This window comes from Streptomyces liangshanensis, from assembly GCF_011694815.1.
Taxonomy (GTDB): domain Bacteria; phylum Actinomycetota; class Actinomycetes; order Streptomycetales; family Streptomycetaceae; genus Streptomyces; species Streptomyces liangshanensis.
Window position 1 is genome coordinate 3,214,094 of the sequence record NZ_CP050177.1, and the last position, 14,636, is coordinate 3,228,729.

12 protein-coding genes are annotated in these 14,636 nt (G+C 71.0%); 5 read left to right on the top strand and 7 right to left on the bottom strand.

Translation table 11 applies throughout. The features are described from left to right. Positions 1 to 31 precede the first annotated feature (31 nt). Positions 32 to 1,258: a fumarylacetoacetase gene (gene fahA / locus HA039_RS13795; RefSeq protein WP_167028766.1), complete on the top strand. Its 1,227-nt coding sequence runs from the start codon at positions 32 to 34 to the stop codon at positions 1,256 to 1,258. Between the two features lie 32 nt (positions 1,259 to 1,290). On the opposite strand, the gene HA039_RS13800 is transcribed toward fahA, so the two are convergent. Continuing rightward, positions 1,291 to 2,238, bottom strand: a complete 948-nt coding sequence (locus tag HA039_RS13800) for an ABC transporter substrate-binding protein (protein ID WP_167028769.1) — start codon at positions 2,236 to 2,238, stop codon at positions 1,291 to 1,293. Between the two features lie 397 nt (positions 2,239 to 2,635). Here HA039_RS13800 and HA039_RS13805 point away from each other — a divergent pair, with 397 nt between their 5' ends. The 4 genes from HA039_RS13805 to HA039_RS13820 are packed head-to-tail and all read left to right on the top strand — an operon-like array spanning position 2,636 to position 6,772. Beyond that, positions 2,636 to 5,317: a sensor histidine kinase gene (locus HA039_RS13805; protein ID WP_167028772.1), complete on the top strand. Its 2,682-nt coding sequence runs from the start codon at positions 2,636 to 2,638 to the stop codon at positions 5,315 to 5,317. Further along, positions 5,268 to 5,735, top strand: coding sequence for a roadblock/LC7 domain-containing protein (locus HA039_RS13810; protein ID WP_167028775.1), 468 nt, complete (start codon positions 5,268 to 5,270; stop codon positions 5,733 to 5,735). The genes HA039_RS13805 and HA039_RS13810 overlap by 50 nt, the downstream gene beginning before the upstream one ends. Positions 5,736 to 5,784: 49 nt before the next feature. After that, positions 5,785 to 6,204 (top strand): DUF742 domain-containing protein, encoded by a 420-nt coding sequence (locus HA039_RS13815; protein WP_167028777.1) that lies wholly within the window; start codon positions 5,785 to 5,787, stop codon positions 6,202 to 6,204. After that, a complete protein-coding gene (locus tag HA039_RS13820) occupies positions 6,167 to 6,772 on the top strand; it encodes a GTP-binding protein (protein ID WP_167028780.1) in 606 nt (201 codons plus the stop codon). Before HA039_RS13815 ends, HA039_RS13820 begins: the two co-directional genes overlap by 38 nt. A 33-nt stretch (positions 6,773 to 6,805) precedes the next feature. Here HA039_RS13820 and HA039_RS13825 read toward each other — a convergent pair whose 3' ends face one another. From HA039_RS13825 to nuoL, 6 genes are all read right to left on the bottom strand, one after another. Then, positions 6,806 to 7,471: an ABC transporter permease gene (locus HA039_RS13825; RefSeq protein WP_167028783.1), complete on the bottom strand. Its 666-nt coding sequence runs from the start codon at positions 7,469 to 7,471 to the stop codon at positions 6,806 to 6,808. Then, a complete protein-coding gene (locus HA039_RS13830; RefSeq protein WP_167028786.1) occupies positions 7,468 to 8,190 on the bottom strand; it encodes an ABC transporter permease in 723 nt (240 codons plus the stop codon). The genes HA039_RS13825 and HA039_RS13830 overlap by 4 nt, the downstream gene beginning before the upstream one ends. Further along, positions 8,187 to 9,323 carry an ABC transporter ATP-binding protein gene (locus HA039_RS13835; RefSeq protein WP_167028789.1) on the bottom strand — a complete coding sequence of 379 codons (1,137 nt, stop codon included), beginning with the start codon at positions 9,321 to 9,323 and terminating at the stop codon, positions 8,187 to 8,189. The genes HA039_RS13830 and HA039_RS13835 overlap by 4 nt, the downstream gene beginning before the upstream one ends. Before the next feature lie 170 nt (positions 9,324 to 9,493). Further along, positions 9,494 to 11,146 carry an NADH-quinone oxidoreductase subunit NuoN gene (gene nuoN, locus HA039_RS13840; protein WP_167028792.1) on the bottom strand — a complete coding sequence of 551 codons (1,653 nt, stop codon included), beginning with the start codon at positions 11,144 to 11,146 and terminating at the stop codon, positions 9,494 to 9,496. After that, entirely contained in the window at positions 11,143 to 12,720 is a 1,578-nt protein-coding gene (locus HA039_RS13845; protein ID WP_167028796.1) for an NADH-quinone oxidoreductase subunit M, read from the bottom strand. Before HA039_RS13845 ends, nuoN begins: the two co-directional genes overlap by 4 nt. Positions 12,721 to 12,726: 6 nt before the next feature. Further along, positions 12,727 to 14,622, bottom strand: a complete 1,896-nt coding sequence (nuoL, locus tag HA039_RS13850) for an NADH-quinone oxidoreductase subunit L (protein ID WP_167028799.1) — start codon at positions 14,620 to 14,622, stop codon at positions 12,727 to 12,729. Between the last annotated feature and the right edge of the window lie 14 nt (positions 14,623 to 14,636).

Below are 14,636 nucleotides of genomic sequence, written 5' to 3' on the forward strand. Positions count from 1 at the left end.
TCCTGCATCGATCCGGAAAGCGAGGCAGCACATGCCCGAGCAGAGCCCGCTCGAACCGGTCGAAGGTGACCCCTTCGGCCCCCACAACCTCCCGTACGGCGTCTTCTCGACCGCCGACGAGCCCGGCAGGCGCCGGCTCGGCGTCCGCCTGGGCGACGCGGTCCTCGACGCGGGAGCGGCGGCGCGCACCCTGGGCTCTCCGTACGCGAAGCTGCTGGACCAGCCGGGCCTGGGCCCCCTGATGGCGGCCGGCCGCACGGCCTGGCGGGACGTGCGCAGGGCCCTGACCGCCTGGGTGACCGTGCCGTCGCACCGCGCCGAGATGGAGCCGCTGCTGCACCCGCTCGGCTCGGTCACGCTGCACCTGCCGTACGAGGTCGCCGACTACGTCGACTTCTACGCGAGCGAGCACCACGCGACGAACGTCGGCCGGATCTTCCGCCCCGACGGGCTCGCGCTGCCCGTCAACTGGAAGCACCTGCCGATCGGTTACCACGGCAGGGCGGGCACGGTCGTGGTGTCGGGCACGGAGGTCGTACGGCCCTCCGGGCAGCGCAAGGCGCCCGGTGACGACGCGCCGGTCTTCGGCCCGTCGGCCAAGCTCGACATCGAGGCGGAGGTGGCCTTCGTCGTCGGCACCCCGTCCGCCCAGGGCACGCCGGTGGACCTCGCGTCCTTCCGCGACCACGTCTTCGGCCTCTCGCTGCTCAACGACTGGTCGGCGCGGGACATCCAGGCCTGGGAGTACGTCCCCCTCGGCCCGTTCCTCGGGAAGTCCTTCGCCACGTCGGTGTCCGCGTGGGTGACCCCCCTGGAGGCCCTGGACGCGGCCCGGGTGGCGCCGCCGGCCCGTACGGAGGAGTTGCTCCCCTATCTGGACGACGCGGGCGAGGAGGACCCGGGCGGCTTCGACCTGCGGATCTCCGTGGCGCTCAACGGCCAGGTGATCGCGGAGCCGCCGTTCTCCTCCATGTACTGGACGGCGGCCCAGCAGCTCGCCCACCTGACCGTGAACGGCGCCTCTCTCCGTACCGGGGACCTCTACGGGTCCGGTACGGTCAGCGGCCCCGGCCGGGAGCAGCGCGGCTCCCTCCTCGAACTGACCTGGAACGGCACCGAGCCCGTCGAACTGGCCGACGGCAAGAGGGCGTTCCTGGAGGACGGCGACGAGGTGACCCTCACCGCCTGGGCCCCCGGGCCGGACGGGACCCGGGTGGGCCTGGGCGAGGTGCGGGGCCGGATCGTCCCGGCGGCCTGAAAGCGTCCCTCAGAGCGGGTGCGAAACGCCCCTCAGAGCAGGTTCTTCGACGTGAGCCAGGTACGGGCGACCGCGAGGGCGTCCTTGTGCTCGTACTGGACCTGCGCGTCGAGTTCCATCAGCGCGGGGGTGTCCAGCTGCGCCGACAGGGTGTCGAGGACGTCCTGTCCGGCCTTCGGCACGTCGTCCTTGCGGATCAGCGGAGTCACGTTCTCGAAGGCGAAGAGGTTCTTCGTGTCCTTGAGGACAACAAATTTCTCCTTCGCGATGGACGGGTCCGTGGTGAAGACGTCGGCGGCCTGGATGTTGTTCTTCTTGAGGGCCGCAATCGTCAGCGCGCCACCGGCGTCCAGCCCCTTGAAGGACTTGAATTCCAGGCCGTAGAGCGACTTGAGGCCGACCAGGCCCTGCTGCCTCGACTGGAATTCCGGTGAACCGCCGATGACCAACTCGGGGGCGACGCCCGCCAGATCGGCGATCGAGGACTCGTCGGTGAGGTCGTACTTCTTCGCGGTCTCGGCATTGACCGCGACCGCGTCCTTGTTCTCGGCCGACGCCGACTTCAACACGGCCAGATGGGACGGCAGTTGGGCGGTGACGGCGGCCGTGGTGCCCTCGGCCGTCTTCGCGACGGCCTTCGGGTCCAGGTAGGCCAGGAGCGCGCCGTTGTACTCCGGCATGACCGTCACGGTGCCGTTCTTGAGCATGCCGTACGTCGTCTCGCGGCTGCCGATGTTGTGCTTGTACGTGACGTCGAGGCCCTTGGCCTTGAGGGCCTCGCCGTAGAGATAGGCGAGCAGGATGCTCTCGGGGAAGTTGTTCGACCCGACCACGACCTTGCCCTGGGGTACCGCCGCCGGCTCCAGCGGGTCCGCGGTGTCGTCCGGGGAACCGCACCCGGCGAGCAGCGCGGCGGCGGTGAGCGAGGCGAGGGCGGCGGCGACGGCACGGCGCCGAGACCTGTTCGCGGTAGGAGTCACGTTTCCCGATCCTGTGTGTCAGTGAGGGGGGCGACAAGGCGTACGGGGCCCGCCGTGCGGGCTGTTCGCCGCACGCATCGATCCAAGCCACCCGTCTCACACATCGTCAAGAGCCGCCTGATTACCGATTGGCATCGGATCACGACCAGGTGTGTCGAAAGGTGGGAGTAATGGCATGTCATTTGCCGATTGATTGAAACGTTTTCTTCGGGACGGGACGTCGCGCCGGGCCGGGAGCGCGGTAAAGTCCCGCCTGTCGGAGCCCCGTCCACCGACTTCAGGCCCAATACCCCCACAGTTTCGGGCCGTTCGCACCACAACCATCCCATTCAGCCTCACGGTCGGCAGGCGGTCACGCCCGGGCGCCCGTCGGGGAGTATCCGGTCAAGGAGGCCTGGTGTCCTCGCAGGAAGGGACTGCTTCCGGACAGCCGTCCGCCCCGCCGCGGAGCCGCCGCCGCAGGATCGTCGTGCTGCTGGAGCGGTGGCCGTTCGGCAGGAAGCTCCACCTCCTGGTGCTGGTGCCGGTCCTGGTGGTCACCGGCATGCTCACGTACGTCGTGCAGGACAAGATGGCGCAGGCGAGGGCGGCCTCCGACAGCGCCGCCCTGGTCCGCCGCAGCGTGAGCGTCGCCACCCTCGTGGACGACCTCCAGAGCGAACACCGGCAGGCCCTGTTGCTCTCCGTGCGCCACCAAGCGGCCGAGAGCGGGGCGGGCGAGCCGTCGAGCATCCCGTACCTCCAGGCGCAGCAGCGGGTGGACACCCAGGCCGGGGTGGTCCGCGAGACGTTCGGGTCCCTGCTGCCGGCCGCCGAGAACGAGGCGATCGCGACGATCGGCGGCCTGACCGACCTGCGGCAGCTGATCCAGCGGGGGTACATCCCCGCGGACAACATCGACCCCACCTACTCCAACCTGGTCGAGCAGCTGATCAGCGGTCTCGGGCTGGGCGACTCCACCACGGCGTCGCGCGGATCCCCCGAAGCCAGGTTGGACGCGCTGCTCGGGGCGGACGCGGCCCACGCCGCCTTCGAGACCAGCGTGTTCGGCGCCCAGACCGGTGACTCCAACGCCCTCATCGAGTTCCTCCGCGCCATCGGCGACCACCGCTCGTACGACGACAGGGCCGCGCGGTTCAAGGCGCTGTCCTCCGAGGCGCAGGGCGCCCTGCTGGACGGCATCGAGCGGGCGTCCGCGCGCAAGTCGATCGAGGACCAGTTCAACGCCCTCCAGGTGGACCCCAGTTCGCTCCAGGCCCAGACGCCGGAGGAGCTGCGGACGGCCATCGGGCTGGCGCTGAAGGCGGAGCCGGTCTACGCCCAGCAGGCCGAGGACCGGCTGAAGATCACCCACACGCTGATCTACCAGGTCGCGGCCCAGGCGGACGCCGCCTCCGACACGGAGTGGCGCCACACGTTCGTCCTGCTGGGCTCCGCGGTGGTCGCGCTCCTCGGGTGGCTGGTCTTCTCCTTCCTGGTCCGCCGCTCGGTGGCCAGGCCCGTACGGATCCTCACGGCGGCGGCGCGGCAGGTCGCCGACGCCACCGGCAAGGAGCTGGCCCGGGTCGCGGACGACGAGTCCGCCGAGACGGGACCGCCCCGGCTGCGCGAGATACCCGTGCCGGTACGGGACGAGATCGGCGCGCTCGCGGAGGCGTTCAACCAGGTGCAGTCGACCGCGTCGGCGCTGCTGGAGCGGCAGATCACCGTGCGCGCCAACGTCGAGCAGATGTTCGGCAACATCGGCCACCGGGTGAGCAACCTGGCGTCGCGCCAGCTCGACCTGATCGAGGGGCTCGAACAGGCCCAGACCGACCCGGCCACGCTCCGCCCGCTCTACCAGATCGACCACATCGCGACGCGCCTGCGCCGCAACGCCGAGAGCCTCCAGGTCATCGCCGGGAAGCGGCAGGCGGCGGAGGACGTCGACGCGCCGCGGCCCACGGGGCTCACCGACGTGCTGCGGGGGGCGCTGTCCACCATCGGGGGGTACGAGCGGGTCTCGCTGCGGCCCTCGGCCGAGGTGGTCGTCGTACCGGCGGCCGTCAACGACCTGACCCTGATGCTGGCCGAGCTGCTCCAGAACGGCGTCTTCTTCTCCCCCACGCACACCACTGTGGACGTGGCGGTGCAGGTACGGCTCCCGGCGGAGGGGGCCGTGATCGAGATCATCGACCACGGGCTCGGCATGCCGGCGGAGCAACTGGCCGAGGAGAACGCGCGGTTGCTGCGCAGGGAGCGGCTCGACCTGGCGCCCACGCATGTGCTGGGGCTGTTCGTGGTGGGGCGCATCGCCCGCCGCTTCGGCATCGGCGTCGAGCTGAGCCGTACCCCCGGCGAGGGCGTCACCAGCACCGTGACGATCCCGGCGTCCCTGCTGCTCGCCGCGGACTCCGTACCGGCGCCCCCGGCCCCCACCGTCCCGTACACGCCCGCCCCCGCCCCCCGCACCACCCCGCTCCCGCGCCCGGCCCAGGTGTCCCCCACCCCGAGCGGCAGCGGCCTCCCGCAGCGCGTGACCCGCGCCGCGGCGGGCGCGGACGGGGACACGGGCGAGGGTACGGACGCGAACCCGAGCACGGACGCGAGCACGGACGCGAGCGCGGACACCAACGCGGGCGCGGGCACGGACGCGCCCCCGGGTACGGGCAAGGCCGGCGTCACGGGCGCCGCCGCCGACGCGGACGCGGACCACCCCCGTACCGACGACCCGCGGCACGACCGCGGCGCCGACTCCGCCGGGCGCGAGCACGCGCGGGACGCCGGGGACGCGCCCGCGGCCGGTCACGGACAGCACCCCGACGACGAGCCCCGGCCGCTGCGCCGCCGCGTGCGCGGCGCGACGCTCGCGCCCGCCGCACCCCGTACCACCGCCGCCGTCTCCCCCGCGCGGCACCCCGCCGACGCGGCGGAGGTCCGCGACGAGCTGGAGGACCTGGAGGCCGCCACCGAGCGCGCCCGCCGGGACTCCGCCCGCGACAGAACAGCACCTGGGCCCCAGGTATCGCTCACCCCGGAAGGACCTGGCAATGACGGACGACTTCACGACCGACCCGGCGACGGCCGAGGGGCTCGGTGAATCCGCGGCGAACTTCACCTGGCTCCTCGAACGCTTCGCCGCCGAATCCGCCGGAGTCCTCGACGCCATCGCCGTCTCCTCCGACGGCATGCTCATCGCCGTCTCCCGCCGGGACGGCCACGCCGACTCCGAACGCCTGGGCGCGGTGATCTCCGGCATGCTGAGCCTCGCCGCGGGCGCCTCCGCCAACTACGGCCTGGGCGACCTGAGCCGGGTGATCATGGACTACCTGGGCGGCCGGCTGCTCGTGTCCGCCCTCGGCAGCGGCGCCGTCCTCGGCGTGGTCGCCTCGAAGGACGCCAAACTGGCCGACGTCGCCTACGAGATGACCCTCTTCACCGAGCGCGCCGGGGCCGTCATCAGCCCGGAGCTGATCGTCGAGCTCCAGAAGCGCGTCACGTCCGCCCCGGCCGGCTGAGCCGCACCGGAAACCCCAGAGGCCTCACAGGGAAGGAGGACGTACCGTCATGGCGGCCGGTGGACCGGGAGCCGACGAGGACGCGGGCACGGGCACCGTACCGGAGCAGTCCGGCCGTGCCTCGGCGATCCGCCCGTTCCTGCTCACCGCTGGCCGGGTGGCCGACGGCGGCACCGCGCTGCCCGTCGAGACCCAGGTGGTGGCGACCGCGGCGGGACTCGCGGTGCTCGACACCCTCTCCTTCGAACCGCTGGCCATCGTCTCCGTGTGCCGCCGGCCGCAGTCCCTCGCGGAGATCGCCGCACACCTCAGCCTGCACCTCAACGTGGTCCGGGTTCTGGCCGAGGACCTCCGGGTCCAAGGACATCTGGCCGTGTACGAGCCGGACACCAGGACCGCCCAGGACCCCTCGATTCTGCAAAGGGTTATCGATGGGCTACTCGCCATCCCCGACTCCCCCGCCTCCTGATCCCCAGGGCGCCGTCCAGCCGCCGTTGCCGGTGAAGATGGTCGTCGCGGGCGGCTTCGGCGTGGGCAAGACCACCACCGTGGGCTCGATCTCCGAGATCACTCCGCTCACCACCGAGGCGTCGATCACGTCGGTCTCGGCCGGGGTGGACGACCTCGCGCACACCCCGCGCAAGACGACCACCACGGTCGCCATGGACTTCGGCTGCATCACCATCGACCCGACGCTGAAGCTCTACCTCTTCGGCACCCCGGGCCAGGACCGCTTCAAGTTCATGTGGGACGACCTCGTCCAGGGCGCGCTCGGCGCCCTGGTGATCGTGGACACCCGGCGGCTGGACGACTGCTACGTCGCCGTCGACTACTTCGAGGCGAAGGGCATCCCGTTCGCGATCGGGATCAACGCCTTCGAGGGCCAGGTCACCCACACGCTGGACGAGGTGCGGTGGGCGCTGGACGTGGACACGCGGGTACCGCTGTTCTCCTTCGACGCCCGCGAGCGCGGATCGGTACGCGACGCCCTGCTGACCGTACTGAAGGTCGCCCTGGCCAGGACCACGGCGGCGTGACGGGGGCGCCCCGGGCACCCGGGGCGCGGCAGGTCAGCGGCGCCTTACCCCCGGGGACACCGCCAGCCGGCCTGCGAGCCAGAAGGTGCCGAGGGTGAGCAGGGCCAGGGCGGCGACCAGGGTGGCGCCGCCGACGACCTTCTCGTAGTCGCGCTGGTAGAGGCCGTCGATGACGAACCGGCCGAGGCCGCCGAGGCTCACGTACGCGGCGATCGTGGCCGTGGAGATGATCTGGATCGCGGCCGTGCGCAGCGCGCCCAGGATCATCGGGAGCGCGACGGGCAGCTCGACCCGCAGCAGGATCTTCGCCTCGTGCATGCCGAGGCCCCGGGCCGCGTCGACCGGCGAGGGGTCCACGCTCCGCACGGCCTCGTACGTCGTCACCAGGATCGGCGGGATCGCCAGCACCACCAGCGGGATCATCACGGGGGTGAGGCCGATGCCGAACGCGAGGAACATCAGCACCAGCAGACCGAAGCTGGGCAGCGACCTGGCGGCGTTGGCGACCATCCCGAGGGCGTTGCCGCCCCGGCCCGTGTGGCCGGTGACCAGCCCGACCGGCAGCCCGATGGCGGCGGCGATGCCGAGCGCGGCCAGCGAGTACTGGACGTGCTCCCAGAGCCGCTGGGGGATGCCGTCGTACCCGTGCCAGTGGGCGCCGTCGCCGAAGAAGGCGCTGATGAAGTGGAGGACGTTCACCGGCTGCTCCCCAGCTTCTCGCGGGTGTCCGTGCGGGCGCCCGGCAGCACGGCGGCCGGGGTGCCGGACCGCCCGCCGCGCGGCAGCCACGGCGTCAGCAGGTTGCGGCCGAGGACGAGCAGGGCGTCCGCGAGGACCGCCAGGACGGCCGTCGTGACGACGGAACTGACCGCCAGCATGGGCCGGTGGTAGAACATCGCGTCGGTGAGCATGTTGCCCAGCGCGCCCTGGTTGCCGATCAGCGCGCCCACGCTCACCAGGCTGATGCTGGCGGCGGTCGCGCCGCGCAACCCGGCGAAGATCGCCGGGACGGCGATGGGCAGCTCGACGCGCAGGTAGCGGCGCCAGGCCCCGAACCCCATCGCGGTGGCCGCCGCCTGGGTCTCCTCGGGCACCGACCTGATGCCGTCCACGATGGCGGGGACGAGCACCACCAGGGTGTAGAGGGTCAGCGGGATCATGACCGTGGTCCTGCTCTGCCCGGTGTAGTCGATCAGGATCACGAAGATCGCCAGGGAGGGGATCGCGTAGAAGATCGTGGTGCCCCAGAGCACGGGCGGGTACAGCCAGCCGTACCGTACGCAGAGTTGGGCCAGCAGCAGGGCGAGGACGAGCCCGCCGGCCACCGGGATCAGCGCTTCCTGGAGGTGCAGGGCCACCAGGCCGAGGTAGCTGTGCTGGAGGTCGCTGGGGACGTCGAAGAAGCCGTCGCCGCTCATGTACGGGCCGCCGCGGGCCGGTCGGTCCCGGCGGCGGGGGCCGCCTCCGGCGTCCCGCGCTGTGCCGCGTGGGCGGTACGGATCGCCGCGGCGATCATCTCCTGGGACGCGACGCCGACGGCCCGGCCGGTGTCGTCCACGGCGACCGCCCAGCCCGTCGGGGACAGCACGGCCCCGTCGAGCGCGGCACGCAGGGAGTCCCGCCGGGCGTGGAACGGCCGCCCGCACGCGAGGAGTTCCGTGCCGTCGCCGGCCGCCGGGTCCCGCCAGCCGAGCGGCTTGCCCGCCCCGTCGGTGACCAGCAGGTACGGTACGGCGTTGGCCGCCCCGGCGGCCTTCTCCGCCCCGGCCCCCGGCACCGGTGCGAGCGCGAGCGCCTCGCAGGTGAAGAACGACAGCCGCCTGACCCCGCGGTCGTTGCCCAGGAAGTCCTCGACGAACGCGTCCGCGGGCGCCGAGAGCAGCTCCCCGGGCGGCGCGAACTGGGCGAGCCTGCCGCCCGTCCGCAGCACCGCGATCCGGTCGCCGAGCTTGATCGCCTCGTCGATGTCGTGGGTCACGAACACGATGGTCTTGCCCAACTCGGCCTGGAGGCGCAGCAGCTCCTCCTGGAGCCCCTTGCGGACCACCGGGTCCACGGCCGAGAACGGCTCGTCCATCAGCAGCACCGGCGGGTCCGCCGCCAGCGCCCTGGCCACCCCGACGCGCTGCTGCTGGCCGCCGGAGAGCTGGTACGGGTAGCGCTTCGCCAGGGCGGGATCCAGCCCGACGCGCTCCATCAGCTCGACGGCCCTCGCGCGCGCCCGCTTCCGGTCCCAGCCGAGCATGCGCGGCACGGTCGCGATGTTGTCGGCCACCGAACGGTGCTGGAACAGCCCGGCGTTCTGGATGACGTACCCCATCGACCGGCGCAGCGCGTTGACCGGACGCTGCCTCAGGTCGTCGCCGTCGAGCAGGATCCTGCCCTCGGTGGGCTCGATCATCCGGTTGATCATCCGCAGGGTGGTGGTCTTCCCGCATCCGGAGGGACCGACCAGAACGGTGATCGAACCGTCCGGGATCTCCAGGGACAGCCGGTCGACGGCGATCGTCCCGTCGTCGTAGCGCTTCGTCACCGCTTCGATGCTGATCAAGGTCACAAATACCCTTCGGCATGGCCCTGTTACGGCTGTTCCGGACGCGCCCCCACCGTAGCGGGCCCCGGCTCCGTATCGAACGGCAGGGCGAAAACAGGTCAGGGTCCGGCGCCTCGTACGAGGTGCCGGACCCTGGACTTCGTCCGCGACATGGCGGCCGGTGCCGATTACCGCACGAAGATCCCTGCCTGGTTGGCCAGATCGAGGAAGTACTGCGGCGCGACGCCGAGCACCACCGTGACCACGCCGCCGACGGCGATCGTCGTCTTCGTCAGGAGCGACGGCACGGCGACCGTGGGGCCGTCGGCCTTGGGCTCGCTGAAGAACATCAGCACGATGACCCGGATGTAGAAGAACGCGGCGATCGCCGACGAGATCACACCGACCACGACGAGCGCTCCCGCGCCGCCCTCGGCCGCCGCCTTGAAGACCGCGAACTTCCCCGAGAAGCCGGAGGTCAGCGGGATCCCGGCGAAGGCCAGCAGGAACAGCGCGAAGAACGCGGCCACCAGGGGTGAACGCCTCCCCAGCCCGGCCCACTTGGACAGGTGCGTCGCCTCACCGCCCGCGTCGCGCACCAGCGTGACCACGGCGAACGCGCCGATCGTCACGAAGGAGTACGCCAGCAGGTAGAAGAGGACGGACGAGATGCCGTCGGGCGTCGTCGCGATCACACCGGCCAGGATGAACCCGGCGTGGGCGATGGACGAGTACGCCAGGAGGCGCTTGATGTCGGTCTGGGTGATGGCCACGACCGCGCCGCCCAGCATGGTGATGATCGCGATCGCCCACATCACGGGACGCCAGTCCCAGCGCAGGCCCGGCAGCACCACGTACAGCAGCCGCAGGAGCGCGCCGAAGGCCGCGACCTTCGTCGCCGCCGCCATGAAGCCGGTGACCGGGGTGGGCGCGCCCTGGTAGACGTCCGGGGTCCACATGTGGAACGGCACCGCGCCGACCTTGAACAGCAGCCCCATCAGGATCATCGCGCCGCCGATGAGCAGCAGCGCGTCGTTGCCCATCGTGTCGGCGAGGGCCGGGTTCACGGTCTGGACCGTGCCGTCCACGACCTCGGCGATGCGCGCGTACGACACCGAGCCCGCGTACCCGTACAGCAGGGCGATCCCGAAGAGCAGGAACGCCGACGAGAAGGAGCCGAGCAGGAAGTACTTCACCGCGGCCTCCTGCGACAGCAGCCGCTTGCGGCGGGCCAGCGCGCAGAGGAGGTAGAGCGGGAGGGAGAAGACCTCCAGCGCCACGAACAGGGTCAGGAGGTCGTTGGCCGACGTGAAGACCAGCATGCCCGCGATGGCGAACAGGGCCAGCGGGAACACCTCGGTGGTGGTGAACCCGGCCTTGACGGCGGCCTGTTCGCTGTCGCTGCCCGGCACGGACGCGCCCTGCGCGGCGAACGAGTCGACGCGCTTGCCGTGCGCCTCCGGGTCGAGCCTGCGCTCGGCGAAGGTGAAGACGGCGGCGATCGACGCCAGCAGGATCGTCCCCTGGAGGAAGAGCGCCGGGCCGTCGACGGCGATGGCGCCCATGGCCGCGATGTGCGCCTTGGTCGTGCCGTAACCGGTGTTGGCGAGGGCGATCACCGCCGCGAAGCCGGCGGCCAGCGCCACGACGGAGAGCCAGACCTGCGCGTGGTAACGCTTCGCCCGCGGGACGAACGCCTCGACCAGGATCCCCAGGATGGCGGCGCCCAGCACGATCAGCGTGGGCGACAACTGCGCGTACTCGATGTCGGGGGCCGGGATCTTGTCGATCCCCCCGGCCGCCGAAGTTGTCCACAGGCTGTGGACGGCTGTCGCACTCACGGAGCGGCCTCCACCTCGGGCTTGGGATCGGTCTTCTTGACGTCCGACATCGTGTGTTTCACGGCCGGGTTCACGATGTCGGTCAGCGGCTTCGGGTAGACACCCAGGAAGAGGAGCAGCGCGATCAGCGGGGTGACGACCACCAGCTCACGGACCCTGAGGTCCGACATGCCCTGGACCGCCGCCTTCACCGGGCCGGTCATGGTGCGCTGGTAGAGCACCAGGACGTAGAGCGCGGCCAGCACGATGCCGGAGGTGGCGATGATGCCGACCACCGGATACCTGCTGAACGTGCCGACCAGGACCAGGAACTCGCTGACGAACGGGGAGAGCCCCGGCAGCGAGAGCGTGGCCAGGCCGCCGATCAGGAACGTACCGGCGAGGACCGGCGCGACCTTCTGCACGCCGCCGTAGTCCGCGATGAGCCGCGAGCCGCGCCGGGTGATCAGGAAGCCGGCGACCAGCATCAGCGCGGCCGTCGAGATCCCGTGGTTGACCATGTAGAGCGTGGCGCCCGACTGGCCCTGGCTGGTCATCGCGAAGATGCCCATGATGATGAAGCCGAAGTGCGAGATCGACGCGTACGCGATCAGGCGCTTGATGTCGCGCTGGCCGACGGCGAGCAGCGCGCCGTAGACGATGCTGATCAGCGCGAGCACCAGGACCACCGGGGTGGCCCACTTGGAGGCCTCCGGGAAGAGCTGGAGGCAGAAGCGCAGCATCGCGAACGTGCCGACCTTGTCGACCACGGCCGTGATCAGGACGGCCACGGGCGCGGTCGCCTCGCCCATCGCGTTGGGCAGCCAGGTGTGCAGCGGCCACAGCGGGGCCTTCACGGCGAACGCGAAGAAGAAGCCGAGGAACAGCCACCGCTCGGTGCTGGTCGCCATGGTCAGCGAGCCGTTGGCGCGCGCCTCGGCGATCTCGGAGAGCGAGAACGTCCCGGCGACGACGTACAGGCCGATGACCGCGGCCAGCATGATCAGGCCGCCGACCAGGTTGTACAGGAGGAACTTCACGGCCGCGTACGAGCGCTGCGTCGCCGCCGCCTCGTCCCCGCCCGCGTGCGCCCGGTCGCCGAAGCCGCCGATGAGGAAGTACATCGGGATGAGCATGGCTTCGAAGAGGATGTAGAAGAGGAAGACGTCGGTGGCCTCGAAGGAGAGGATCACCATCGCCTCCACCATCAGGATGAGCGCGAAGAAGCCCTGGGTGGGCCGCCAGCGGCGGTTGGGCGCGGCCTCCTCCAGCGGGTCGGCGTCGTGCCAGCCGGCCAGGATCACGAACGGGATCAGCAGGGCGGTCAGCGCCATCAGCACGACGCCGATGCCGTCCACGCCCAGTTCGTACCTGACCCCGAAGTCCTTGATCCAGGCGTGCGACTCGGTGAGTTGGTAGCGGTCGCCGCCGGGCTCGAAGAGCGCCAGGACGACGGCGGCCACCGCGAGCGTGGCGAGGGAGAACCCGAGCGCCAGCCATTTGGCGAAGGTCCGCCGGGCGGCGGGCACGGCCGCCGTGGCGATCGCGCCGACCGCCGGCAGCGCCGCCGCCACCGTCAGATAGGGGAACGACATGTCCGTTTACACCGCCCTCATCAGCAGGGTCGCGGCGATGAGCACTGCCGTACCTCCGAGCATCGAGACCGCATAGGAGCGGGCGTAACCGTTCTGGAGCTTGCGCAGCCGGCCCGAGAGCCCGCCGAAGGACGCCGCGGTGCCGTTGACCACGCCGTCGACCAGGGTGTGGTCGACGTACACCAGGGAGCGGGTGAGGTGTTCGCCGCCGCGGACCAGGACCACGTGGTTGAAGTCGTCCTGGAGGAGGTCGCGGCGGGCGGCGCGGGTGAGGAGCGAGCCGCGCGGGGCGACCTTGGGCACCGGGCGCCTGCCGTACTGCGCCCAGGCGACGCCGACGCCGATGAGCAGCACCACGACCGTGGAGGCGGTGACCGTCGCGGCGCTGAGCGGCGAGTCGCCGTGGTCGTGTCCGGTGACGGGCTCCAGCCAGTGCACGAAGGCGCTGTTCAGGGAGAACAGCCCGCCGGCGAAGACCGAGCCGAAGGCGAGCACGATCATCGGGATCGTCATCGATTTGGGCGACTCGTGCGGGTGCGGCTCGTGGCCCTCCGCGTCCGCCTCCCAGCGCTTCTCGCCGAAGAAGGTCATCAGCATCACGCGCGTCATGTAGTACGCGGTGATCGCGGCGCCCAGCAGGGTGACGGCGCCGAGGATCCAGCCCTCCGTGCCGCCCTTGGCGAAGGCCGCCTCGATGATCTTGTCCTTGGACCAGAAGCCGGACAGGCCGGGGAAGCCGATGATCGCCAGGTAGCCGAGGCCGAAGGTGACGAACGTGACCGGCATGTACTTCCGCAGGCCGCCGTACTTCCGCATGTCGACCTCGTCGTTCATGCCGTGCATGACCGACCCGGCGCCGAGGAACAGCCCGGCCTTGAAGAAGCCGTGCGTGACCAGGTGCATGATCGCGAAGACGTACCCGATGGGGCCGAGGCCCGCCGCCAGGATCATGTAGCCGATCTGCGACATCGTCGACCCGGCCAGGGCCTTCTTGATGTCGTCCTTCGCGCAACCGACGATCGCACCGAAGAGGAGCGTCACCGCGCCGACCACCACGACGGCCAACTGGGCGTCGGGCGCCCCGTTGAAGATCGCGCCGGAGCGGGTGATCAGGTAGACGCCGGCGGTCACCATCGTCGCCGCGTGGATCAGGGCCGAGACCGGGGTCGGGCCCTCCATCGCGTCACCGAGCCAGGACTGGAGCGGCACCTGCGCCGACTTGCCGCACGCGGCGAGCAGCAGCATCAGGCCGATGGCCGTCAGCTTGCCCTCGGAGGCGTCGGTCGCGTTCTCCAGCACCGGGCCGAAGGCGAAGGTCCCGAACGTCGTGAACATCAGCATGATGGCGATCGACAGGCCCACGTCACCGACGCGGTTGACCAGGAACGCCTTCTTCGCGGCGGTGGCCGCGCTGGGCTTGTGCTGCCAGAACCCGATCAGCAGGTACGAGGCGAGGCCCACGCCCTCCCAGCCCATGTACAGCAGCAGGTAGTTGTCGGCGAGGACCAGCAGCAGCATCGCCGCCAGGAACAGGTTCAGGTAGCCGAAGAAGCGGCGGCGCCGCTCGTCGTGCTCCATGTACCCGATCGAGTAGATGTGGATCAGCGTGCCCACACCGGTGATCAGCAGGACGAACGTCATCGACAACTGGTCGAGCTGGAAGGCGACGTCCGCCTGGAAGCCCTCGACGGGGATCCAGCTGAACAGGTGCTGGTGCAGGGCGCGGTCCTCACCGCTCCTGCCGAGCATGTCGCTGAACAGCGCCAGGCCGATCACGAACGCCGCGGCGGCCAGCACCGTACCGAGCCAGTGGCCCACGCGGTCGAGCCGGCGCCCGCCGCACAGCAGGACCGCCGCTCCGAGCAGAGGCGCCGCGATGAGCAGCGCAATCAAGTTCTCCACGATTCAGCGACCCC